General features: G+C 44.1%; 24 protein-coding genes. 4 read left to right on the top strand and 20 right to left on the bottom strand.

What is annotated here, in order from left to right:
- Nucleotides 1-9: 9 nt before the first annotated feature.
- The 5 genes from parE to nudF all read right to left on the bottom strand — a co-directional run bounded on the left by parE (nucleotide 10) and on the right by nudF (nucleotide 4522).
- The gene (parE, locus tag ACVBIO_RS14675) at nucleotides 10-1896 is read right to left on the bottom strand and encodes a DNA topoisomerase IV subunit B (RefSeq protein WP_447159592.1); all 1887 of its coding nucleotides are present in this window, start codon (nucleotides 1894-1896) and stop codon (nucleotides 10-12) included.
- Between the two features lie 55 nt (nucleotides 1897-1951).
- Nucleotides 1952-2524 (bottom strand): YqiA/YcfP family alpha/beta fold hydrolase, encoded by a 573-nt coding sequence (locus ACVBIO_RS14670; protein ID WP_447159593.1) that lies wholly within the window; start codon nucleotides 2522-2524, stop codon nucleotides 1952-1954.
- A gap of 27 nt (nucleotides 2525-2551) precedes the next feature.
- The gene (gene cpdA, locus ACVBIO_RS14665) at nucleotides 2552-3391 is read right to left on the bottom strand and encodes a 3',5'-cyclic-AMP phosphodiesterase (RefSeq protein WP_447159594.1); all 840 of its coding nucleotides are present in this window, start codon (nucleotides 3389-3391) and stop codon (nucleotides 2552-2554) included.
- Between the two features lie 21 nt (nucleotides 3392-3412).
- Nucleotides 3413-3847 carry a DUF1249 domain-containing protein gene (locus ACVBIO_RS14660; protein WP_447159595.1) on the bottom strand — a complete coding sequence of 145 codons (435 nt, stop codon included), beginning with the start codon at nucleotides 3845-3847 and terminating at the stop codon, nucleotides 3413-3415.
- A 72-nt stretch (nucleotides 3848-3919) separates the two neighbouring features.
- Nucleotides 3920-4522, bottom strand: coding sequence for an ADP-ribose diphosphatase (gene nudF, locus ACVBIO_RS14655; RefSeq protein WP_447159596.1), 603 nt, complete (start codon nucleotides 4520-4522; stop codon nucleotides 3920-3922).
- Nucleotides 4523-4813: 291 nt separating this feature from the next.
- Between nudF and tolC the strand changes: the two genes are divergently transcribed.
- Nucleotides 4814-6133, top strand: a complete 1320-nt coding sequence (gene tolC, locus ACVBIO_RS14650; protein WP_447159597.1) for an outer membrane channel protein TolC — start codon at nucleotides 4814-4816, stop codon at nucleotides 6131-6133.
- A gap of 104 nt (nucleotides 6134-6237) precedes the next feature.
- On the opposite strand, the gene ACVBIO_RS14645 is transcribed toward tolC, so the two are convergent.
- The 3 genes from ACVBIO_RS14645 to ACVBIO_RS14635 are packed head-to-tail and all read right to left on the bottom strand — an operon-like array spanning nucleotide 6238 to nucleotide 8453.
- Nucleotides 6238-6987 (bottom strand): TIGR04219 family outer membrane beta-barrel protein, encoded by a 750-nt coding sequence (locus ACVBIO_RS14645; RefSeq protein ID WP_447169938.1) that lies wholly within the window; start codon nucleotides 6985-6987, stop codon nucleotides 6238-6240.
- A 2-nt stretch (nucleotides 6988-6989) separates the two neighbouring features.
- Nucleotides 6990-7961 (bottom strand): DUF2333 family protein, encoded by a 972-nt coding sequence (locus ACVBIO_RS14640; protein ID WP_447172899.1) that lies wholly within the window; start codon nucleotides 7959-7961, stop codon nucleotides 6990-6992.
- Nucleotides 7962-7973: 12 nt separating this feature from the next.
- Nucleotides 7974-8453: a copper chaperone PCu(A)C gene (locus tag ACVBIO_RS14635; protein WP_447164496.1), complete on the bottom strand. Its 480-nt coding sequence runs from the start codon at nucleotides 8451-8453 to the stop codon at nucleotides 7974-7976.
- A 33-nt stretch (nucleotides 8454-8486) separates the two neighbouring features.
- Here ACVBIO_RS14635 and ACVBIO_RS14630 point away from each other — a divergent pair, with 33 nt between their 5' ends.
- Nucleotides 8487-9224 carry an enoyl-CoA hydratase-related protein gene (locus tag ACVBIO_RS14630; RefSeq protein WP_447159601.1) on the top strand — a complete coding sequence of 246 codons (738 nt, stop codon included), beginning with the start codon at nucleotides 8487-8489 and terminating at the stop codon, nucleotides 9222-9224.
- 228 nt (nucleotides 9225-9452) lie between these two features.
- On the opposite strand, the gene ACVBIO_RS14625 is transcribed toward ACVBIO_RS14630, so the two are convergent.
- The 5 genes from ACVBIO_RS14625 to ACVBIO_RS14605 all read right to left on the bottom strand — a co-directional run bounded on the left by ACVBIO_RS14625 (nucleotide 9453) and on the right by ACVBIO_RS14605 (nucleotide 13475).
- A complete protein-coding gene (locus tag ACVBIO_RS14625; protein ID WP_447159602.1) occupies nucleotides 9453-9653 on the bottom strand; it encodes a PspC domain-containing protein in 201 nt (66 codons plus the stop codon).
- A gap of 128 nt (nucleotides 9654-9781) precedes the next feature.
- Entirely contained in the window at nucleotides 9782-10090 is a 309-nt protein-coding gene (locus ACVBIO_RS14620; protein WP_447164497.1) for a hypothetical protein, read from the bottom strand.
- A gap of 260 nt (nucleotides 10091-10350) precedes the next feature.
- Nucleotides 10351-11337 (bottom strand): tRNA dihydrouridine(20/20a) synthase DusA, encoded by a 987-nt coding sequence (gene dusA, locus ACVBIO_RS14615; RefSeq protein WP_447159604.1) that lies wholly within the window; start codon nucleotides 11335-11337, stop codon nucleotides 10351-10353.
- Nucleotides 11338-11563: 226 nt separating this feature from the next.
- A complete protein-coding gene (locus ACVBIO_RS14610) occupies nucleotides 11564-12514 on the bottom strand; it encodes a LysR family transcriptional regulator (RefSeq protein WP_447164498.1) in 951 nt (316 codons plus the stop codon).
- Nucleotides 12498-13475: a LysR substrate-binding domain-containing protein gene (locus ACVBIO_RS14605; protein WP_447169936.1), complete on the bottom strand. Its 978-nt coding sequence runs from the start codon at nucleotides 13473-13475 to the stop codon at nucleotides 12498-12500. The genes ACVBIO_RS14610 and ACVBIO_RS14605 overlap by 17 nt, the downstream gene beginning before the upstream one ends.
- A gap of 426 nt (nucleotides 13476-13901) precedes the next feature.
- Here ACVBIO_RS14605 and ACVBIO_RS14600 point away from each other — a divergent pair, with 426 nt between their 5' ends.
- Nucleotides 13902-16082: an OmcA/MtrC family decaheme c-type cytochrome gene (locus ACVBIO_RS14600; RefSeq protein ID WP_447172898.1), complete on the top strand. Its 2181-nt coding sequence runs from the start codon at nucleotides 13902-13904 to the stop codon at nucleotides 16080-16082.
- A 148-nt stretch (nucleotides 16083-16230) separates the two neighbouring features.
- On the opposite strand, the gene ACVBIO_RS14595 is transcribed toward ACVBIO_RS14600, so the two are convergent.
- The 3 genes from ACVBIO_RS14595 to dnaB all read right to left on the bottom strand — a co-directional run bounded on the left by ACVBIO_RS14595 (nucleotide 16231) and on the right by dnaB (nucleotide 20202).
- Nucleotides 16231-17556 (bottom strand): hypothetical protein, encoded by a 1326-nt coding sequence (locus ACVBIO_RS14595; RefSeq protein WP_447172897.1) that lies wholly within the window; start codon nucleotides 17554-17556, stop codon nucleotides 16231-16233.
- A gap of 69 nt (nucleotides 17557-17625) precedes the next feature.
- A complete protein-coding gene (gene alr / locus ACVBIO_RS14590; RefSeq protein WP_447172901.1) occupies nucleotides 17626-18702 on the bottom strand; it encodes an alanine racemase in 1077 nt (358 codons plus the stop codon).
- 93 nt (nucleotides 18703-18795) lie between these two features.
- On the bottom strand, nucleotides 18796-20202 hold the full coding sequence (gene dnaB, locus ACVBIO_RS14585) for a replicative DNA helicase (protein ID WP_447159609.1): 1407 nt from the start codon (nucleotides 20200-20202) through the stop codon (nucleotides 18796-18798).
- Between the two features lie 123 nt (nucleotides 20203-20325).
- Between dnaB and ACVBIO_RS14580 the strand changes: the two genes are divergently transcribed.
- A complete protein-coding gene (locus ACVBIO_RS14580) occupies nucleotides 20326-22545 on the top strand; it encodes a S46 family peptidase (protein ID WP_447172896.1) in 2220 nt (739 codons plus the stop codon).
- Nucleotides 22546-22764: 219 nt separating this feature from the next.
- Here the strand turns inward: ACVBIO_RS14580 and rplI are convergent, their stop codons facing one another.
- From rplI to rpsF, 4 genes are read right to left on the bottom strand one after another with little or no spacing between them, the layout of a single operon-like run.
- Nucleotides 22765-23217: a 50S ribosomal protein L9 gene (gene rplI / locus ACVBIO_RS14575; RefSeq protein WP_012278732.1), complete on the bottom strand. Its 453-nt coding sequence runs from the start codon at nucleotides 23215-23217 to the stop codon at nucleotides 22765-22767.
- A gap of 27 nt (nucleotides 23218-23244) precedes the next feature.
- Entirely contained in the window at nucleotides 23245-23472 is a 228-nt protein-coding gene (rpsR, locus tag ACVBIO_RS14570) for a 30S ribosomal protein S18 (protein WP_005497284.1), read from the bottom strand.
- An 11-nt stretch (nucleotides 23473-23483) separates the two neighbouring features.
- Nucleotides 23484-23789: a primosomal replication protein N gene (gene priB, locus ACVBIO_RS14565; RefSeq protein ID WP_447159611.1), complete on the bottom strand. Its 306-nt coding sequence runs from the start codon at nucleotides 23787-23789 to the stop codon at nucleotides 23484-23486.
- Nucleotides 23790-23795: 6 nt separating this feature from the next.
- Nucleotides 23796-24209, bottom strand: coding sequence for a 30S ribosomal protein S6 (gene rpsF, locus ACVBIO_RS14560; RefSeq protein ID WP_447159612.1), 414 nt, complete (start codon nucleotides 24207-24209; stop codon nucleotides 23796-23798).
- Nucleotides 24210-24484 lie beyond the last annotated feature (275 nt).

Here is a 24484-nt window from a genome sequence, read left to right as displayed (position 1 = left end):
AACTACCGATTAGAGCAGGGCAAGATCACCCTTAGTCTCTAACCAAGTCTTTCTGTCTCCAGAGCGTTTCTTGGCTAAAAGCATATCCATAAGTGCCATTGTGTCATCGGCATCATCTATGGTTAATTGCACTAATCGACGCGTATTTGGGTCCATAGTGGTTTCACGTAATTGCAGCGGATTCATCTCACCCAATCCCTTGAATCGTGTAACTTGGACTTTTCCTTTCCGTTTTTCTGCGGTAATTCTATCAAGAATACCGTTTTTTTCCGCCTCATCGAGGGCATAAAATACATCTTTGCCGATATCGACACGAAACAGTGGTGGCATAGCCACATAAATATGTCCCAGCTCCACCAACACTCGATAGTGCTTCATAAAGAGCGCGCACAACAGTGTGGCAATATGCAGACCATCCGAGTCCGCATCAGCAAGGATACAGATTTTACCATATCTCAACTCTGAGATATCCGCACTATCTGGGTCACAACCAATCGCCACCGAAATATCATGTACTTCTTGCGAGGCTAATACTTGTGAAGCATCGACTTCCCAGGTATTTAAGATCTTACCACGTAGCGGCATAATCGCTTGAAACTCACGATCACGGGCCTGTTTTGCACTACCGCCCGCAGAGTCACCTTCCACCAGGAACAGCTCGCCGCGCATTGGGTCTTGGCCACTACAGTCCGTTAACTTACCCGGCAAAGCTGGGCCTGAAGTAATACGCTTACGCGCCACCTTCTTTGCCGCTTTCAATCGCTTTTGTGCATTATTAATACACATGTCAGCCAAGGCTTCTGCTTGCTCTGTATTGGTGTTTAGCCAGAGGCTAAATGCATCGCGTACGATACCCGATACAAACGCCGCACACTGCCTGCTAGACAGTTTCTCTTTGGTTTGACCGGCAAACTGCGGATCTTGCATCTTAATTGATAAAATAAAGGTGCTTCGATCCCAAATATCTTCAGGAGTTAGCTTAATGCCACGCGGCATCAAGTTACGAAACTCACAAAACTCACGCATAGACTCAAGCAAACCTTGCCTAAAGCCGTTTACGTGCGTACCGCCAAGTGGGGTTGGAATAAGGTTTACGTAACTTTCATTTAGGTAGTCACCACCTTCAGGTAACCATGTAATCGCCCAATCTGCAGCCTCTAAATTACCAGCAAAGCTACCGACAAATGGCACTTCAGGCAGTGTAGGCACGCCATTGATAGACGATTTTAAGTAATCTTCTAAGCCGCTTTCATAAAACCACTCTTGGGTTTCATTAGTTTGCTTATTAACAAACTTAATCCGCAGTCCGGGACACAGTACCGCTTTGGCTTTAAGTAAATAAGTCAGCTTGGAAATCGAAAAATTGCCAGAGTCAAAGTAGCTAGGATCTGGCCAAAAATGAACACTGGTACCGGTATTACGACGACCACAGGTACCCGTTACATGTAAATCTTCAACTTTTTCACCGTGCTCAAATGCCATCTCATAGACTTCAGCATTACGTCTCACGGTTATTTCGACGCGACTTGAAAGCGCGTTTACCACTGAGATCCCCACACCGTGGAGACCCCCTGAAAACTGATAGTTTTTATTGGAGAACTTACCGCCCGCGTGCAGCTTAGTTAAAATCAGCTCAACGCCTGGGATCCCTTCTTCAGGATGAATATCAACAGGCATACCACGGCCGTCATCGGTGACTTCCAGGGAATTGTCGGCATGCAAAATAACGTCGATACGGCTGGCATGCCCAGCTAATGCCTCGTCGACACTATTATCTATGACTTCCTGTCCTAAATGGTTCGGGCGCGAAGTATCGGTATACATACCGGGGCGACGTTTTACAGGGTCGAGTCCATTTAGGACTTCAATAGCATCTGAGGTGTATTGGTTTGTCATGGCACACATATTTTTATGTTATTCAGGCCATGTTGCGGCCCTACGGGTCTATTTGTCAAGAAAACAGATATTCACAGATAGAAGCAAGCTGGGCCTCATAACCAATAAAGCTATGGTCCCCATCCGGTTCTATTAAGAGCTTACAGCAGTGATATTTCTGCACGGCCTGTTTATAGTCGAGCACTTCATCGCCTGTCTGTAACAGCACATAAAAGCGATCTGGATTTAATATTGCGGGCGTATTGTAACGCGCGACGTCTTGCTTATGTTCAGCAACGACTTGGTAGGTCTCATCCGTATAGGGATTGTACTGAGTGCCAATGAATTCATCAAACAGTTCGAACGGTTTTACCGCAGGATTAATTAAAACTGCGCGTCCACCGTAAGTTTCTGCCAAATAACTTGCGAAATATCCGCCTAACGAAGAGCCAATATAGGTTAGAGACTCTCCCTCAGCTTTGGCTTTTTCAATAATATCGATCAAAAGTGCCATCGCTTCTAGCGGTTCGCTGGGCAGTTGCGGCTGTTGAAAATTCAGCTTGGGGTGATGTTGCGCAATAAAACGCGCGGTAACCACACCTTTGTCAGAAAGGGGAGAACTATTAAATCCATGTATATATAGCAGCATACTTCCTCACACTGCGGTTTTTCTTATCTAATAACCGCCAGCATCTTTATCGGGTGAAAATGTTTCGCCAGGTACCCGGTAAACATTAGTCAGAATGCTACCATCGGATTTAAGCTCCAGCAAACGGTATCCCGGTTGCAGTGCATCAAGGGCAAAGTATGGAGACTTGGGCTTAAACTGGATGCAGGTCGATGGGGTTGCCATCAGTTTAACGGCACCATGAGGACCTTTATGCTCAGTATCGATAGTTTGATGAATGTGCCCCCACAACAAACCTTTTACTTGAGGATACTGGACAACTCTTTCAATGAAGTCGCTGCCATTATCCATACAGTGTTGGTCAAGCCAGGTGCAGCCAGCAAGAACCGGATTGTGATGCATAACAAGTAAAGTATGACGTTCAGGCTCAGCCGCTATCGCGCTATCAATCAAGCCTAACTCGGCAGTGGACATATGGCCACCAGGGCGCCCTCTTACCGTCGAGTCCAACATAAGGATCTGCCAATTTCCAGCCAAAATACGCTTTTGACCAAATACTTTAGGCCCTTGCATATGTAGATTCATGATCCGTGGATCATCATGATTACCGGGAAGATAATGGCAAGGGAGCCCTAAAGGAGAAATAGCATCGACAAAATTGTGATACGACTCATTGGAGTAATCTTGACTAATGTCACCGGTTGCCAGCATGAAGTCGGCAGGATAGTTTACAGCTGAGATAGTATTAAGTACTGCCCCAAGACTTTGAGCAGTATTAACGCCGAGTAGCTGAGCTTCGGGATCGGCAAACAGGTGAGGATCTGTGACTTGCACGATTCTCACACTCTTAGCTTCAGTAATTGAATAAGAGATAGCCGTCTTTAGCAAATTAGTTACCCAATAATTAGATCAACTGACAAATTTAGTTAAGTTATCAATCTTCAATAACTCTTCTAGAAAAGCATTGACTTGGTACTTTTCATCCCGATGATGCATATGCATATTTGGATAATCATACACTGGTCGCAATTGGTAAATCTGTTGACTAGTTAACACTTCTGCTAATTTAGCATCATGGTAAATGCGCACAGAAACTTTAGGCGTTGAGATCAGCTGATGGTTACCGATGCAGCGGGAGATCTGTACCAATTGAGTGTATTTGGTATTTTCTAGCAAGCAAACATCGAGCTGACCAAACTCGCCTTTTACCCGCCATTGCATGCCCTCTGACGGTTCAAGGGTTAGCCAGCGCTGAATGTGCATATAGTTACGCCCACAAAGCGCCAAAAACTGACTGACATTAGGCTGATATTTTTTATTTTTTGCAAAGACGATATTTGACACGACTACATTCCAACACTTTCTCGTTAATTGCTTTAATACGGCGGTTTATCGTTAATCGACTTGTTTAGTGGATTATTTGGTGATTGTTTGATAATTAAGTTGCAACCAGAGCAAACCTATTACCGTAGAGGCGTTATCTATTCGTCCCTCTACCACCATGTTATACGCTTGCTCGCGACTGACAACATGCACCCGAATATCTTCATGCTCTTCATCTAGACCGTGAAGCCCCGTCGCATCTGCGGCGCACACTTTAGCCCAATAAAAGTCAAAACGCTCGCTCGTTCCACCCGGACTTGAAAAGTATTCATTAACCTTGCTCATACTCTGAGCGGTTAATCCGGTTTCTTCTTTTAACTCTCGATGCGCTATATCCATTGATGTTTGACCGCTATCAATCATCCCGGCCACCAGCTCAAATAACCAAGGTGATTTAGCACATTCAAGTACCGGAATTCGGATCTGTTCGATTAATACCACTTGGTCGGTAATGGGGTCGTAAGGTAGCACCACTACCGCATGACCACGCTCAAACACTTCACGTGACACCTCAGCGCTCCAGCCCCCGGCAAACAAGCGGTGTTTAAAGCGATATTCATCCATTTTAAAGAAACCTTTATACAAGGTTTTCTTACTGAGAAGCTCTACGTCGTTGCGATTAAAGGTACTGTTCATTTTTCATCCTAAACATACTTGTTTATAAAGGTATTTATGCCACAATAAATTCAAACAAAAAAATTAATACTATGATGAAAGCAGTACTAATCATAACGATTAAAAACTGTTACACTTCTGAGTTGACTTAGAATTTGTAGGTTTTTACTATTTAACCACTAAGTTTAGATGTATTGGGAAGCGTCGGGAAGCGCAAACCGTCTTACTTTTAGTTTTATAGGTAAGGCAAAGCTAAACATAACAAGTTAAATTCGCTCCTCAATGGAGAATTTTGTCTAAAAAGGACAGCAAATGAAATTCAAGATCCGTTCTCTATGTGCCGCACTGACACTTGCAGCTACCGCACAAGCAGCTAATGCTGATGACCTTCTACAAATATATCAACAAGCATTGACCAGTGATCCAATTGTGCTACAAGCTCAAGCCCAACGTGATGCTTTGTATGAACAGATTGAAGAAAACCGTGCGCCACTACTACCAACCATCAGTGCAAATGTAGGTTACGACAAAGCATGGAATGACCCGAGTGCTGACTCAAGTGGTATTGTTGGCGGCATAACGCTTAATCAAGTGATTTACGATCACAGCGCATGGGTAGGCTTAAACCTAGCCGAAAAAGCCGCTTCTCAAGCAGATTCTGCTTACGCATCGTCGCTACAAAGCCTTATTATCCGTGTAACTAACGCTTACTTTGACGTGTTAACCGCTATGGATGACTATGAGTTTCAAGGCGCAGAAAAGCGTGCTATTGGACGTCAGCTAGAGCAGACTAAACAACGTTTTGCTGTAGGTTTGACCGCAATCACTGACGTACACGAAGCACAGGCTCAGTATGACTTAGCTAACGCGCAAGAAATCCTAAGCCAAAATACCCTTGCTAATAGCTACGAAGCACTACGTGAAATTACAGGTATTGATCATAAGAGCATCGATATCCTAGATATGAATCGCTTTTCAGCAACAGCGGTTGCACCAGCATCTTCAAATGATTGGATTAAGATCGCAGAAACCAACAGCATTGACTTGATGACAACGCGTATCGGAAAAGATATTGCAGAAGAAACCATCACGCTTTATAAAGCGGGTCACATGCCATCACTAAGCTTAAATGCCGGTTACAATAAAGGGATTGAACAAAAGCCTGCCATGAATGGTAGTGACCAGTTTGATAACGGCACAGTTGGTGTAACACTGAGCATTCCTATTTTTGAAGGTTTCAAAGTCTCTTCACAAGTTAATCAAGCACAGTACCAATACGTAGAAGCAAGCGCAAAACTTGAGCAGACGCACCGTCAAGTGGTTAAAAATGTACGCAATAACTTTAACAACGTCGGCGCTTCTATCAGCTCTATCCGTGCTTACGAGCAATCAGTGATCTCTTCACAGAGTGCACTACAGGCCACTGAAGCTGGTTTTGAAGTCGGTACACGTACCATTGTTGACGTATTGAACAGTACACGAAACCTATATGACTCAAAGCGTAAGCTATCTGACGCACGTTATGGCTACATCAACTCTATTCTAGCGCTTAAGCAAGCGGCTGGTACATTAAACGAAGATGATGTTGCTTCAATTAACAATGGCCTTACTGCTCCTGTAAAAACTCAGTAACTCGTCTTGTTAAACATAAAAAAACCGCCAAATGGCGGTTTTTTTATGTGCAATTCTTAATAGTGATTAGTATTAAGAATCGCTGGAATTAGAATGCTAAATGATTAGAATACGAGTTCAACACCAGCAAAGTAACCTTTAAACTGCATGTCAGCCGTTACGCCATCGAAACCATTAACGTCAAACTTAAAGTCACGGTAACCGGCGCGAATACGGTAATCTAATGCTGCACCATCAAAATTCCAGCCAAGGCCGACAGAGTAATCATAAACGCTAGACTCATCAACGCCCATCATTACATCAGCAAAACCATAAAGACCAAGACCTGGAACACCAACCTGCGCGTCGATATAACCCATTACAATGCCGCTATCGATATTTTTTTGAGAGTTTTCGCGGCCATTATTAGCACTGTTATTGACGCGGAACTTACCGTCCATCTTCTTATAAGCCGCACCTAAATCAAGCGCAACGATATCGTTATCTAAGATCTCGTAGTAAAGTACGAAATCGGTATTGCTTAAATCAGTGTCAGTAGTCACCACGCCAGTGTATATAGGGTCACCAAACTTAAAATTCGTGACATCCGCACTGCCATCAGCGCTCAGGCTATTTTGTCTAATCTTCACATTTGGCACTAGCGGAATTGGATGCTCAACAGCAACCCAGATGCTTCCTTGCGAAGAGTCTTTATAATTAAACTCTTGCTGCGGTTGACCCTTCTCAGCAAAAGTTCCATTAGTATCAGCCTTCCAGTAGTCGCCACCGACTTTAAAACCTAAAACAGTAGCAGCCTGAGCTGAAGTGCCCACAAATGAACCTAATAGGGCACATACCAATAACGTCTTTTTCATAGTTAACCTTGAGTCAATAAGTTAGTTAGATCGATAACCGCAGCATTTGCGCGGGAGATGTAGTTTGCCATCACTAAAGAGTGATTAGCGACAACCCCAAATCCAGAACCATTAAGGATCATTGGGCTCCAAACAGGTTGTTGTGTTTCTTCTAGCTCACGAATAATCTGACGCAGACTAACTTGAGCATTTTTCTTTTCTAGTACATCGGCAAAATCGACTTCGATAGCCTTCATGAAATTCAGTAACGCCCAGGTGGCACCACGAGTCTCATAAAAAACGTCATCAATTTCCCACCAGCTGGTTTTGATCTCTTGCGCATCATAGCCAGGTGTAGATTGTCTGGCAGAACTATCGCCTGATAGATCGGTATTTAATCGTTCCTGCCCTACGCTTGCAGACAACCTTTGCGACATACTGCCTAAACGCTTTTGCACCTCTTTAAGCCACTCATTGAGGTTATCGGCGCGAGCATAAAACTGCGCATCAGGATTTTCAGCAGCCGTCATGCGAGCACGATAAAGCTTGAGTAACTTTACAGCGTCACGGTACTCACTCTCAGCACTAGGGACTAACCAACTTGTGTGCTCAATATTCAGTTTTGAATGCGCCGCTAGTAGATCTTTGTCAGCCGTTGATTGTGACTGTGAACGACTAAACTCTTTGCGCATGATCAACGCAAGATCTCGCGTTTGCTCAATGGCTCCAAATTCAAATGCAGGCATGTTATCCATAAAAATAGCAGGAGGAGTCACATCATTTGACAGCCAACCACCAGGCTTATCCAACAAAGCTTCAATAGTCAAAATCAATGCGCTCGTTGTTGCATAACCAATAACATTGTCAACACTCTGCTGGTTATATGCGTTTTGCTCAATCGGTTCAGGCTCAACACTCCACCAGGCACTAATCAGATAACCAATCAAAAAAACAACAATAACGGCTGCTAAGACTTTCTTCCATGTCACTTGCATTTGACTTGCTCCTTAGTGGTGATGATGCTGATGAGCACTATCGCTTGGTTTGGCTTGTTTCTTAACGGGTAAGCTAATCTTCTGCTTTGTTCCATCTGCAAATTTAAGCGTCATATCAACGCTAGAATCGATAACTAACGGCGCAACTAATCCCATTAGCATAATATGATTTCCTGATTCAGACAGTTCGAGGCGTCCATGAGAGTCTATGTCAAAGCCATCAACTTGACGCATTTTTATCATGCCATCTTCTTCTATTAGCGTGTGTAATTGCGCTTCTTTAGCAAAGGGAGCATCGACAGCGACTAAGCGAGTCGCATCACCATGATTCTCAATAGTGATATATGCTGCGCTGTTCGGTACGGTTGCAGGCATAGCGCGTACATAGCCATCAACGAGTACCACTTGCGCATAAGTTGTAAACGACAAACAGCTCAAAAGAACAAGGTTAAACAGTTGTTTGAATATTAGCTTCAATGTCTTAAACTCCATGTAAACCCAATTCGTAAAATGAGGACATAACGAATGAGCACGATTCAGGTTAGGGACGATAATGGGGTACGTATTATTACGTTTAATCGTCCGGATAAGCGTAATGCGCTTAACCTACAAATGTATACACAGCTAACAGAATACCTTATCCAAGGTGAGTCGGACAATGAAATTCGAGCCTTTATGTTTCGCGGTCAAGCAGATTGTTTTACTTCCGGTAATGATGTTGCTGACTTTTTACAAAATAGTGGTTTAGGTGCTGAACACCCAGCTTTTCGTTTCCTATTTTGCCTGTTAGAACTTAAAAAACCTGTCGTTGCCGCCGTAACCGGTGCAGCCGTTGGTATAGGAACGACCATGCTACTGCATTGCGATTTAGTTTATGCCGATAACAGCGCTAAATTTCAGCTGCCTTTTGTGCAACTGGCTCTCGTCCCTGAAGCGGGTGCGAGCATGTTACTCCCCCAAGTGGTAGGGCAAGCAAAAGCAAGCGAGCTGTTGATGCTAGGAGAAAGCTTTAATGCCGAACAAGCACTGTCTTATGGATTAATTAACGACATCATCGACAATGAAAGCATTTTTGATTTTGCTTTTAATCGTGCCCAGAAATTAGCGGCCTTGCCGCCTATATCGCTGCAAACAACAAAAAAATTGGTACGCTATAACAAGGATGCTGTACGAATACAGATGGAAAAAGAGCTTATAGAGTTTGAGGCGAGACTTGCAAGTGATGAGGCTAAAGCTCGATTTGCTGCATTTTTAAATCGTTAATCGGTTAGGGTTTAAGATTTATTGCGCTTAGCTTTAATATGTTCAGCTTTAATGCGCTTGCTTCATCCAGTAGATACGGATGCTAATTATCAATGTTAGCATCCGTGTTTCATGGGTATTGTCACCGGATAATGACAATGCAGCTGATAACAAATTATGGTGATGCCTTTCGAGGGGGTCAGCACTCTCATTCAATTTTCCTCTTGCTCACTATTTTATACACTGGCATCAACATGGCTTTTCCCATTTTGGTAGCACTAAAGCTAATACAAAATAAGTAAGCAACCCCATAGCTGGATTACAAAATATAGCTACAGCACAGACCACTCGGGTCCACATGCAAGACCAATCAAACTTATCAGCCATTGCCGCTGCCACACCACATACTAATGAACGTGGATCTTTTAATCGATCAACAATATCACCCATAACAAACTCCCTTTTCTACTAATCTTCTAATTTGTGCCACTCTAGTGAACACACTAAACAAGCAAACATAACTAAACTAATCACTGGCAGTAGTAGCAATGCTATAAACTGAGCAAAGAACCACATGATTAATCCTTAATGACAGCACTTGTTACTAACGGCTTATCATTGTTTGTTGCAGTTAACTGCTCATTCACTAATTCATGCTCACTGCCTAAATCGAACATTATTTCAGACATTTGAGATTGGATAGACAGACTTAATTCAGTTTGCGCTTTACTCATCATCTCTTGCATCTGCGAAGAAATATTCTTTTCGATGTTGTTAGCCACATCGGTAATGATTGAGTTTTCAGCCTGAGCAGTGGTGCTTGCCGCTAGAAGTACAGCTGTGAATAGAGAAGCTTTAACAGTTTTCAATACAGTAGAATTAAACATAATGGATTCCTTTTCGAGTTTCACCTAGTTGTATGGTTCTTAATTACGTAAGAGCTAATTACATCGTAACTAATTACATAATAGTTAATTACATAGTAACTAATACAAGCTGTGTGCCAACTTTACAAAAATCAAATAACAATATGTTTTTAAAGGGGAATAACCGTAAAAGGCAGTTTTGTGTGGATGAGTAAAATTCAAACAATAAAAGATATTAGTGAAACTCACCAAGCGCTGGTGAATTTCACTAAATTGAATAATTACAAGCTAACGATGTCGTCCATAGCGGCTCGAGCTTGAGTGATAACCTCAATCCCAGCCCCTTGTTTGTGAGCATTTTCGCTTATATAACGGCGCCATATGCGTGAGCCCACCTCACCTTGGTAAAGACCAATAATATGGCGAGAAATATGGTTAAGGCGACCACCTTGCTTAAGGTGAGCTTCAATATAAGGCAGCAATCTTTCTAACACGTCATCACGGCTAAGTATCGGAGAGTCGATGCCACATAGCTTTTGATCGACTTCAGCTAGCATATATGGGTTTTGGTAAGCTTCACGGCCAACCATAACACCATCGAGATGCTGCAGATGTGTCTGACACTCTTCTAGGGTTTTAACACCACCATTGATACTGAGATTTAACTCAGGATAATCGCGCTTAAGTTGATACACGCGCTCATAATCTAAAGGCGGAATTTCGCGGTTCTCTTTTGGACTCAACCCCTGAAGCCACGCCTTACGAGCGTGAATAATAAATTCTTCACAGCCAGCAGCTTTTACTGTATCGATAAACTGCGTTAAAAACTCATAGCTATCTTGCTCATCAATACCAATACGTGTCTTAACAGTGACTGGAATATCTACCACCTGCTTCATTGCCGACACGCACTCGGCGACAAGTTCTGGCTCAGCCATTAAGCAAGCACCAAAGCGACCATTTTGCACTCTATCCGATGGGCACCCAACGTTAAGGTTAATCTCATCGTAACCACGCTCGGCAGCAAGCTTGGCACAAGCCGCTAGATCTACCGCATTTGAGCCACCCAATTGCAACGCCAACGGATGCTCTTCTTCGTTATAAGCGAGGTAATCGCCTCGTCCATGTAAGATTGCACCAGTCGTTACCATCTCGGTATATAGCAGGGTCTGAGAAGACATCAAACGCGCAAAATAACGATAATGCCTATCTGTCCAATCCAGCATTGGAGCGATTGAAAAGGTACGATTGATTGGTCTAACTGACATAAACTATTTATCCAACTCTATATAATGACTTATCTCACCGGAATCTAAGGGAGTGTCTATTTAGTAAAATACTCGCTCCCTAAACCCGCCGTGATAGATACCAGATTGAACAAGGTTATCAAGCAAGAAAAAGCAGCTGAAATGCAACAATGGCGCATTATAGCACTACATCGCGAGTTATAATAAAGCCCAGCAGCTAATGATTAGTGACTCATGGTTCTAAGCGCTATTTATGCGACGTCACAATATAGGACTCTAGTGTCTGTTGCAGCCACAAGGGAGCAACCACCCTTTTATCAATAGAACGTTTAAGCCATAAATAAACGGTGGGATGAGAAAAGCCTTCCAGTAGATACTTATCCTGGCTGAAATCGATTTTACTCGCATGTAAGCCTTTAATATTTGATAAAAAATCTACAGCCCCCTGCACGCCAATAATCATAAATGCATCGGAATTTAGCAGACTGCTTGCCGCACTGCCTAAGTCTGGCGCGGTAGCATATACCTGCATTGGCTTTCCTTTCGCCTTAGCATAAACCCCTATCGGGGACTTATTGGCAGGAAATGGCATTGTCACCAGCTTAACCATGGGGTAGTCAATCATCTTGTCGATAGTCGGTGCATCCCAAATAGGATGCTCAGCACGCGCAATGAGATGGCCACCCCGATGCTGAATAATCGACTTTGATAATAGCTCTTTTCTCGTTGATGGCTTAAAGCAAATTGCCGCATCGACTTCACCATCTACAAGCTGTTGCTCCGTATTTTCTGACCAAGCAACCGTCGAAATAGTAAAGTTAGGGTTGATACTATGCAGAGCGGCTTCTCTAATCACCTGCTGGGCTAACCCTATTTCTAATTGAGGCACCGTACTAATCACCACGGGGGGCTCTGCCACTGTAATACGACTAATCGCAGCGGTTTCTACCGAGATCGTGCATGAGATCATTTCAGAAAAGCAGGGGTATAAGCTATGAGTCAGCTCTGTAGGCACCAGTTTATTATTCTTGCGGATAAATAATGGATCATCAAATACCTCTCTTAATGCATTTAATGCGCGGCTGACTTTAGGCTGCGATAACCCCAGCGCATTAGCGACATCCTTGGTGCTATTTTTAAGGTAAAGCTGACATAAAATTTCAAGTGCACCAATATTGATACTAGATAACTTTTTCATTATAACCTCCACTTTCTGAGGCCATATTGGTTTGTATATACGCTTGGATCTCGTGGCCAATCCAATCTGGATAAGTCGTATTTTTTCGCATTTGCGTTAAGTAGTAGTGATAGCGACCGCTTCTTTGGTTAATCAACTCGCTAAGGCCGGAGCCGAGTTTCAACCCACCAATATTGCCCCGTTGACATAAAAATTCAATGGAATCTCGATGACATAAAAGTGCTACCGCATTGCTTTGCTCCAGTTGCAGCATTAGATCGGCCAGCAAACAAACCTTTCCCACCACGTCTAAATCCCTTGCACTATCTAAGGCATAACTCTCTAGAGGGTCAATCGCATCATAGTGCTCGTCGCCAGAAAAACTCATATATGGATAATCAAATATGTCCTCCACTTGCAGGAGCTGACCAGAATTCAGTAATGGGTGTTCCCGCCTAGCAACCAGCATATAAGCGTCTGACTTCGCGATTAAACTAGAGGTCAATTGCTCTGTATTATAAGCGCTATAGGTCACAGCGATATCCACATATTGCTGCTTGATAAGTTCAGCAACATTGCTAGTACAAGGCTTAATATGAAACAGATAGCTTTGCCGTTCTTGAGTCGCCCTTTGTTGCAGGTGCCGCAAAAGGTTGAGAGATAATGTGGGCGGACAAGCAATAACCACCTCACGCGTTCTCGTGTCATTACTGCTAACATCTATACTCTCGCACATTTTCGCTAATTCAATCACGCGCTTCATTTTAGGATAGATTTCGTTAGCTAAATCGCTTCTCTCAAACCCTTGCTGCTTACGTATAAATAAGGGCGAATGCAGTGAATGCCTTAATGACTTTAAACTTCGACTGACTTTGGAGCTAGGAACACCTAAGGTTTGGCTAACCGTCGTGGCATTGAGTGATTCATACAATAGTACAAACACTTGAATATCAAATAAGTTATTAGCGTTTAGCTTGTTCATTTACCCTCAAATCAATCTCTTAGATTTACGTCCTAGATCCATTATTAATTAATCTAAACCAATCATTAACGCTTAGGTATACACTCCATCCATATTCGCGACACCAATATTAGTTAATACTCAATTTTGTGACCTAAGTTTAAAATTTCACACCCCGTGTAAGCCTCAAATTCTAGATTTGCAATATGTGAATTTTACACTTTCACATTTCAACATTCAGAGTAAACAACCAATTAACAACCCAAGAGCAAAATCAAACACCAAAAACCAAACAACAAGGTAGTGGTAAAACCCAACTCAAAACCATCAAGCAGACTTAAAGACCAACACCACCCAAGCTAACTAAGTGATCAACTTCATATCAAATTACCACCCATAGCAATAACATTTTAGCAACCAAGAGTGGTTACCTTTAAGGAACGTATGATGATGATAACGAAAAGAAAAGCATCGTTAGCTCTATTGATTAGCTCTGCATTGCTAATCTCTGGCTGTTCAGATGGTGAAGACGGTAAGAATGGTGAAGATGGGGCACCTGGTGGCGGCGGAGAGCCGGGCACGTCAGGGCTGCATATCGACATGGCTGCAGATGCCATCGCCACAATCAATAACGCAAATTATTCCGACGGTATTATTAGCGTCGATTTTGAACTTGAAAACCAGCAAGGTGTTGGCCTTTACGGCCTCAGTGCTGATAATCAATTTCATGATTTCCGCTTCTCTCTTGCCCAGCTTAAAACCAATGATGGCTCTGATCTTAAACAGTGGATCTCACTGTTAAATGAGACCACAAATGATGCTGGCACCACCTTTGAACAAGGCTTCGAAAAATTAAAGGATTGCGCTGAGTGCTTAGTCGACCATAAAGATGGTACCTATAGCTACACTTTCAATACCAACCTCACAACCGTAACCGATCCAGCAGGCGTAGTATTCGACCCCGCTTTGACTCAACGTATAGCGATTGAAATGCAGTTTGAGTATGACTCAGGCCATGAATTAGCAGAAAATGCCCACTATGACTGGCTGCCAGCCACAAATAGTACTGAGGGTGTTGAGACTCGTGAACTGGTCACACTAGAAACGTGTTATACCTGCCATCAGCCAGACAGTTTAAAAGCTCATGGTGGACGCCGTTTAGATATGGAAAACTGTCAGTCATGTCATAACGGCATAGTGTCAGACCCAAATGATGTGTCTGTTGAGCTTGGCCATATGGTGCACGCTATCCATATGGGACCAAATCGTGAAGGCAAAGACGCCGAAGGCAATGTCATCCCTATGCCTTACACCATTGCAGGTTACGGTGGCGATCACGCCTTTGACTACCCTGCATTCCCAACTAAGCCCTTTATGGACTGTGCGACTTGTCACGTGGAAGATGACACGCTTGCAGATAAAGACTTATGGTTAGCCAACGCCAACACCAACGCGTGTACGGGCTGCCACACCGACTCACCTGCACAACATAAATCAGATAAAAACCCAGAGCTTGTCTGTACAGACTGCCACAGCGCCACTGTACATACCGATCATAAGAAACCTTATGAGGCGGCTGAAAACTACAGTGTTGAAGTCAGTAATGTCAGCATTAGCCCTGCAAACTTGATTGAATTTGACGTGAAAATAATGGATACAGCTGGTGCACTCGTCACTGAAGATGAAGTCTACAAGCAAGGTTATAGCAAGCCTTATATGGTTGTAAGCTGGGATGTAGAGAAAGACTATCCAGATTACAATCAATCTCCATACAGCGAGCGCCGTATCGACTTAAAAGATGATACTAAAGCCACTTGGAATACCGACAACACAGTCAGTGTTGCGGTAACCATGAACTTCCCAAGCGATATTGCTTCTCGCTCTTTAGAGGTTCTACCGGTCCTAAAAGTATGCTTCGAAGAAGGTAGTGAGACCCGCACAGATTGCAGTGCAGATAACGCCTATCCTGCTTATGTACAAACCGATGCTTACCGAGCGGTATTAAGCGATCCTGATGCGGTTGTCGCAGATAGACGATCTATCGTAGACACTGCGACGTGCTTTGGCTGTCACAGCAAAGAGTTCTACCATGATTCAAATGGCGTGAACTGTATTGCTTGTCATACCAATGATAAAAGCCTCAAAGGGAATGGCGAAGCTAGCAATGGCGTCGCACTACTGAAATCAACCAACTTCATGTACAAGGCGCACAAAGCTGAAGGCCATGATAATGGTCACGGTGGAAGTGGCACAATCCTTAAGACAGATTGTACGACTTGTCACTCAGCTGTTGAGGGTTGGGGTGGTCTAGCTTATGGCTTTGAATTAGGCCGTAATGCCGGTCAAGCCCACACAGTTCCTAGCACTCAAAGCCCAGCAGCCGATGAAACGGTTGAGACTTGGTACGCCTCTTCTGATGCCGCTGCATGTATGAGCTGTCACCAGAAATACCTGTCTGATGCTGCCATGTCACATATTAGAAGCAATGGTGGTTACTTCGGTGCCAATAAAGATGCTGACCACATTGTTGATGTGAATGATGCGGGTAATGCTAAGGATGCTAAAGAAGCTTGTGCAACCTGTCATAGCCCACAGAAAGTCATGGAGCATCATGGATTTAGCTTATAGCTTTATCGTGTAAATTCTTATGTAAAAAACTGAGGTGCTAATTAGTCCCTAGCACCTCAATAAGCTCCATCCCTGCAAAAGTCAAAGGCACCTCAAGGTGCCTTTTTTGCATGTTTTGCATATACAGCCAACAAACCTTGCGGCTCGCTTAAAAAGGCTGGTTGACCATGATCCAGAATTGATTCGATTCAGCGCTAAAAGCAAGCTCAGCACGCACCACTATACTTTCAACTTCAAACCGAGCACCAAAGCCTGCAGACCACTTTAAGTCATCATGCAGTGCACTGGCGCTAAAGTCATCACTCACCTGCCCCGCTTCGGCAAATGCCACCCACTGCCACCAAGGCACATCATATAAGTTAAATACAGGCCATTCTTGCAGCGGCTGCCATCTAGGTTGGACGCGATATTCGGCGCTGTAAAGCACAGCTGAACGGCCTGTATAACGCTTACTCGTGTAACCACGCAGACGCTCAAAGCCGCCTAAACTAATACCGGCAAAACTTGGTGGACGATGATAATCACCTTGCGGTTCTGAAGTCCAAGTCGGGGTATCGGCTAAATAAAAGTTAAACGCTAAAATTTGTTGTCCAAACCATTCATTAGAGTCGATTGAAACAAACGCGCTTTGATCTAACTCCCAGGTGGTCCAGCTATTGCGCGAGCCACTACCAAAGTCACGGGTCACCTTAAAGCTGGTTTGCCCCCCCTGGGTGCTGTTTTTCCCGTTATCACGGTTATCCCAATCAAGCTCAACTGCCAGCCCCTTGGCTTCATCAGGCAAAAACTCATAGCCTTCGAGTTCACGGCTATGGGTAAAAGGGCTGAACTTAATACTGGTGACACCGGATTCCAACGGGTTCCAACTCGTTTCACCTCTGGCACGACCTAGACTGCGCACAGCACCTTGACTACCTCGACCAATAGGCAATATATATCTGGCATGAAATTTAGTGAATGCCTCATCACCAAGCGTGATTACCCGCTCAGTATCGCCATAAGGCGCGGCTTGCTCTGGCACGTAATAGACGCCCTCTTTAAAGCGAGCCTGATACGTTTCTAACGAGAATAACCATTGGTCAACAGAGGGGAGCTGAAAGTCATTAAAACGCAGGTAGCTGACCCAGCTGTTGTTAGTGCTATATACACCAATGCCCAATATCGAAGACTGGATCTGCCCAGCGTGTTTGAGGACTCCTGCACCACCAAAAGCGGTACTTAAGCTTTCACTCGAAAACACGAAAGGCACGGCAGCAAACTCAGCATTATAATCAGCTATTGTTTGAGGGCTCTCTTGCTGTGATGAGCCAGGCTTATTCTGCTGTTGGCGTTTTGCCTTTGGTGTAACAGCTTCAATAATTACTGTTTCTTCACCGGATTGGCGTGCACTGCTTTGTTCTGCTGTAGAGGCTGCGATGGCCCAAGGCGACATAAAGCCTAGAGCTGCAATTGTACAGAGTTGATTCGTTTTCAATTTAAGACATCTTCTACTGCAACGGGCATCCAGCCTCAAATTGCAGCATCACATAAGTTGATTATTTGCTCAGTCTAGGCAAACTGCGACTCTTGGAGTCAATTTTGTTACAAGCTCGTAGGCGATAGTCCCTATATGCTCTGCCACCTCCTCTACTGGAAGGTCTTTCCCCCAAAGCACTGCGTTATCACCGACACAATCTTTAGCATCAGCGCCAAGATCCACCGTCAACATATCCATCGAAACACGACCAACAATAGGCGCTAATCGGCCATTAATTAATACTGGCGTACCGACAGGCGCGTTTCGTGGATAGCCATCTCCATAACCGATAGCAACCACGCCTAGCTTAGTATCTTTATCAGCAGTCCAATAACTGCCATAGCCAACTGGCTGCCCGGCTTTATGCTCACGTATGGCTATCAGTTGTGACACCAACTCCATCGCAGGAATAAGCCCATGCTTGGTACCCAGGTCGCCCACAACCGGTGACACACCATACAGTGCAATTCCAGGGCGGATCCAATTGGCCTGGCTTTGTTGCCAAAACAATGCCCCTGCAGAGTTAGCTAGGGTGCGATCGCCAGGTAAGTCTTTGGTTAGTGTATCAAAAGTGGCTAATTGTGCTGCGGTGTAAGGATTATCAGGCTCATCAGCGCAAGCAAAGTGGGTCATCAAGTTAATTGGCTTAGCGATGTTGTCACAGGCTAATAAACGCTGATAAACCTGATGGAACTCGTCAGGTACAAAACCTAAGCGATGCATACCAGAGTCGACTTTCATCCACACTGTGACAGGTTTGCTTAATGTTGCCTGTTCAAGCATTTCGATTTGTGATTCGTGATGAACCACAGTCTCAATATCATGCTCAACTAAGGTGGCTAAATCGGTTGCGCGAAAAAAGCCTTCCAATAATAAAAGCTTAGCTTTAACACCGCCAGCACGAAGCGCTAGGGCTTCTTCAAGACGCGCCAATCCAAAACCATCGGCATTATCTAAACATTGAGCCACGTTAAGTAAGCCATGGCCATAGCCATTAGCCTTAACAACTGCCATCACTTTACTTGACGGGGCAAGTGTATGTAGCCGGGCCAGATTATTCTTTAATGCGTGGCGGCTAATTTCTGCTCGTGGGAATGGTTTCAAAAGTAACCTTGTTCTATCTAATCTAAACATAAGAGCCTCATTGAGGCTCTATTGTAGGCAATCATGGTCGTAAAAGACCTTTATTGACGATAATTAATCTTCTTCGAATTGCGGACCGGCGTAATTATCAAAACGTGAGAATTGACCTTGGAAGGTTAAACGCACACGCCCAATGGGGCCGTTACGTTGCTTACCAATAATGATCTCAGCAGTGCCTTTATCTTCAGAGTCATTGTTATACACTTCATCTCGATAAATAAACATGATCAAATCCGCATCCTGCTCAATCGCGCCCGATTCACGCAAATCCGAGTTAACTGGGCGTTTATCGGCACGTTGCTCCAATGAACGGTTAAGCTGTGACAATGCAACCACTGGAATTTCTAGCTCTTTTGCCAAAGCTTTAAGTGAGCGAGAAATCTCTGAAATCTCTAACGTACGGTTATCTTTAAGCGCCGGAACCTGCATCAACTGCAGGTAATCGATCATGATCATCGACAAGCCGCCATATTCACGTGCGATTCGTCTAGCACGACTTCGAACGTCGGTCGGGGTTAAACCTGAGCCATCATCGATGTACATTTTACCTTGCTCAAGCATGATCCCCATCGTTGAAGACACGCGCGCCCAATCGTCATCATCTAGCTGACCAGTACGGATTTTAGTTTGGTCAACGCGGCCCAGTGACGCCAACATACGCATCATGATCTGTTCTGAAGGCATCTCCAAGCTGAAAATAAGCACGGGTTTGTCTTCGTGCAGTGCAGCTTGCTCACACAAGTTCATCGCGAAAGTGGTTTTACCCATTGATGGACGCGCGGCGACAATAATCAAATCGCCTGACTGAAAGCCAGCCGTCATTTTATCTAAGTCGCCAAAGCCACTCGAAACACCGGTTACACCATTACTTGGGTTATTGTAGAGCTCTTCGATTTTATCAACGGTCTTCTCAAGAATAGCTTTAATGCCTTCAGGACCTTCATTGGCATTGGCGCGCTGCTCAGCAATTTTAAATACTTTGGTTTCAGCTAAATCGAGCAGCTCGCTCGAGTTACGCCCTTCAGGGTTAAACCCCGCATCTGCAATCTCGTTAGCAACTTTGATCATATCGCGAACAACAGCACGCTCACGCACAATGCTGGCGTAAGAAAGAATGTTACCCGCACTTGGGGTATTCTTCGCAATTTCACCTATATAGGCAAAACCACCTACATCTTCGAGTTGGTCTTCAAGTTCTAGCTGCTCAGATACCGTGATCAAATCGATGGGTTGACCCGCGCTGACTAACGATTCCATCGCAGTAAAAATCGTACCATGAGCACGAGAATAGAAATCTTCCTTTACAACAGCTTCAGCCACTCGGTCCCAAGCATCAGAGTCCAACATCAACCCACCGAGAACCGATTGCTCAGCTTCAATTGAATGCGGTGGCATCTTCAGCGCGTCCATCTGAAGATCTCTTGGCTTCTCTTTGCCCTTAAAGGTGCGTTGTTGTGACATTAAATCTCCAAAATTCCAACGTTTAAGCAAAATGTGGTATAAAACTGGGGTCAGGCAAAGCAGGCATTTAACATCTAACGACCTGCAACTAAAAAAACACTATAACAATATTAAGGAAAGCACATGCGCAATGCATTGATTGCCGCCATCGCTCTATCGTCAGGGATGCTGCCATCAGCCGTAGCATTGGCCGATGAAGGACAATGGCAACCCTATCAAATGCCGTCTATCGCCGATAAGCTCAGCGAACGTGGCATCGATATTCCAGCTAAACAGTTAGCGGACTTAACTAGCTACCCAATGAACGCGGTAGTCGGACTGGGCTATTGTACCGCCAGTTTTGTTTCGCCCCAAGGCTTAGTTGTGACAAACCATCATTGCGCCTACAGAGCTATTCAATATAACAGCAAAAAAGAGCATAACTACCTTGCTGATGGCTTTTTAGCGACCAGTAAAGACAAAGAACCAACTGCTGGCCCAAATGAGCGCCTTTATATCACTGAAGCAGTTACCGATGTATCAGCGCGAGTAAAAAAAGATATTGGTGAAGACCCACTTAAGCGCTATGAAAACATCCAAGCTAATCGCAAAGCGTTAATTAAAGAGTGTGAAAGCAATGATAATTATCGCTGCTCAGTGCGAAGTTTCCACAACGGTTTAGAATACTACCTCATTAAACAGCTTATTATTCGTGACGTACGCCTAGTATACGCACCACCAGAAAGCGCTGGGGCATTTGGCGGTGATATCGACAACTACGAGTATCCTCGCCACTCAGCTGATTTTACCTTTTTACGTGCATACGTAGGAAAAGATGGTAAGCCAGCAGCCTTTGCTGAAGACAACGTACCTTATGTGCCAAAAAGCTATTTAAAGGTTAATGCTGACGGCGTTAAAGCGGGTGACGGTGTATTTGTTGCCGGCTACCCAGGCTCAACCAGCCGCTACCGTTTAACTAGCGAACTTAAGTTCGCTAGTGACTGGCTATATCCAACGCTTGCGACTCGCTATCAGCTGCGTATCGATACTATCGAAGCCATGAGCGCTAATGATAAAGACGTTAAAATCAAATATGCAGGCACGCTTGCAGGCATGGCAAACCGCATGAAGAAGTACAACGGTTTGTTAGATGGCTTTAAAGCGACTGACATTGCAGGTATTAAGCAAGGCCGTGAAGATGATTTCAGTGCGTGGCTTGCAAAAGATCCCGAGTATCAATCATTCCAAGCTCAGTTTGATGAGCTCGAAACCTTGTTAGTTGAGCAGCGCTTGCTGCGCCAAGGCCGTTATTACTTTGAAAACGCCCAAAGCAGCACACTGTTGTCGACGGCAAATAAACTATATCGTTTAGCTAAAGAAAAGCAAAAAAGCGATGCCGAGCGTGAAGAAGGTTATCAAGAGCGCGACATGAAGATGTTTAAGGCTCGCCTTAAGCGCTTAGACTCAAGCTTTGCGGTAAGTGTTGATAAGACACTTTGGATGCAAGACTTAAAGGCTTATTTAGCTCAAGACAACCGTGTCGCTCAGCTCGATGCCATGCTGAATGAAGGCGATAGCGATGTCAGCCTAAGTGAAAAACTTGATGCACTCTATGCGCTGAGCTCGCTAACCGATAAAGATAAGCGTATTGCCTGGATGGATGCCGACGCAACAGAGTTTGAAACCAGTGCCGACCCGTTTATTCGTCTCGCAGTCGCCCTGTACGCTCAAAACATGCAGGCCGAGAAAGATGCTAAAACATTGGCAGGTAAACTATCAAAAGCTCGCCCTGACTACATGAAGGCTATTATTGCTTATAACAAAGCTAATGGCTGGCCAGTATACCCTGACGCCAACGGTACGCTACGTATCACATACGGTATGGTTGATGGTTACCAATCAACCGATGCGCTTTATAAGCAGCCATTTACACGCTTAGAGGGTATTGTTGCCAAGCATACAGGTGAAGAGCCATTTAATGCGCCAACTAAGCTATTAGAAGCTATTGAAGCAAAGCGTTACGGCACACATGCAGTCGAAACTGTATATCAAAATCCCGCGTCTTGGTTATGCCGCCTATTCTCCTGCTTAGATAAGCCTGAGAGTTTTGGTTCTGTGCCCGTTAACTTCTTATCGAGTGTTGACACCACTGGTGGTAATTCTGGCTCACCGGTATTTAACGGTAAAGGCGAGCTAGTCGGCCTGAACTTTGACTCAACTTATGAAGCGATTACTAAAGACTGGTTCTTTAACCCAACTATCACTCGCGCAGTACATGTCGATATTCGTTATATCCTATGGATGATGGATGAGGTCGATAACGCACAAAACCTGATTGAAGAGTTAGATTTAGTGAACAACTAATCCGGTGCCATTGCACACTTAAAAGGCATATGAGCTACGCTTATATGCCTTTTTTATTTGCACTGCGACTCATGCTCTACCTTCTGCTTTCCTGCTTTCCTGCTTTCCTGCTTTCCTGCTTTCCTGCTTTCCTGCTATGCCATTTTCCAGACATAAAAAAACACCGCACTAATAAATTAGTGCGGTGTTTCAATTAAAGCATTTGCTTAGCGCAAATTATTAAGCTTCTGCAACTACAGAAAGTTTAACGATTGCTTTAACTTCAGTGTGAACTTGAACTTCAACTTCGAATTCACCAGTAGTGCGGATAGCACCTAGTGGAAGACGAACTTCGCTCTTAGCTAGTTCAACACCAGCAGCTGTAACTGCATCAGCGATATCACGGTTGCCAATAGAACCGAATAGCTTGCCTTCGTCACCAGCTTTAGAAGCGATAACAACAGACTCAAGTGCAGAGATTTTCTCAGCGCGTTGAGTAGCAGCAGCTAGGTCAGCAGCTAACTTAGCTTCTAGATCAGCACGACGTGCTTCAAAAACTTCAGTGTTAGCAGCGTTAGCAACAACAGCTTTACCTTGTGGTAAAAGGAAGTTACGTGCGTAACCCGCTTTTACTGAAACTTGGTCACCCAAGTTGCCTAGGTTAGCGATTTTATCAAGTAAAATAACGTTCATTTTATATTCCTCTAAATTAATGCAGTATTACTGATGTAAATCAGTGTACGGCAGTAGAGAAAGATAACGAGCACGCTTGATAGCGCGAGCTAGTTGACGTTGATATTTAGCATTTGTACCAGTGATACGACTAGGAACAATTTTACCACTTTCAGTGATATAGTTCTTCAAAGTAACGATATCTTTGTAATCGATCTCGGTAACGCCTTCTGCAGTGAAACGGCAGAACTTGCGACGACGGAAATAACGTGCCATGTGACAGTCTCCTAAGTTTTCAATTCGACATTTTCAGCGTGTAAAACCAAGCGATTTTGACCATTTCTGCTCTGTTGCAGATTAATGAAGCCTTCTACTTGTATTTCAACGCCGGCTGTTAGGTTTTTTGAAACGCTATTAAAGCGTTCTCCACTTAATACAACTTGGATTTGGCAATAAACGTTGCGGAGCATTTCTGCTTCATAACGCTGCGATTTGTGTTCTAACATCACTACCGTGTGGGCAATGCCTGCTGGACTATCAAACTGCCTGGAACGCGTAATGGTTCCTGCTAATACCAAATTGTTCGTGGTCAAAAAAACTTACTCAGCAGTGTTTTCAGCGCTTTCTTCTACTTCTTCAGTAGCTTCTGCACGAGGTGCACGCTCTTCAGATGAACGACGTGTGTCGCGCTCGTCTTTAGCTTTAGCCATTGGAGATGCTTCAGTGATGGCAGCTTTAGTACGCATAACCATGCTACGCAAAACAGCGTCGTTGAAACGGAAAGCTGTTTCAAGTTCTTCAACCGCTTCTGCAGTAGTCTCTACGTTCAAAAGAACATAGTGAGCTTTATGCAATTCGATGATTGGGTAAGCCAATTGACGACGGCCCCAATCTTCTAAACGGTGGATTTGACCGCCAGCTTGGGTAAGAATACCCGTGTAACGTTCGATCATACCTGGCACTTGTTCACTCTGATCAGGGTGAACTAAAAATACGATTTCATAATGACGCATTTTTTGCTCCTTACGGTTATCTAGCCTCGTTGTTGGCTCAGTCAGACCTAATAGAGGCAAGGAACTAATTAAAGTGACTGAATTAAGCCGCGGAATAGTACATAAACTCAAGCCAGAATTCAAGTAATAACTTAGCCTAGGCGTTAGCTATTTACACCCAATGATTAAATACACCAACAAAGCGCATAAGTAGCGGCTAACTCTTAGCTGTTACCGGGCTATCTCAGCTTGTGTTGTAGGATGAAAAGTGTAAGCAATCTAGTTTGCGTGCAGGC

Source organism: Shewanella sp. 0m-8 (assembly GCF_052977265.1).
Note: the sequence above shows the minus strand (reverse complement) of the source record. Positions and strands in the feature narration are given on the sequence as shown.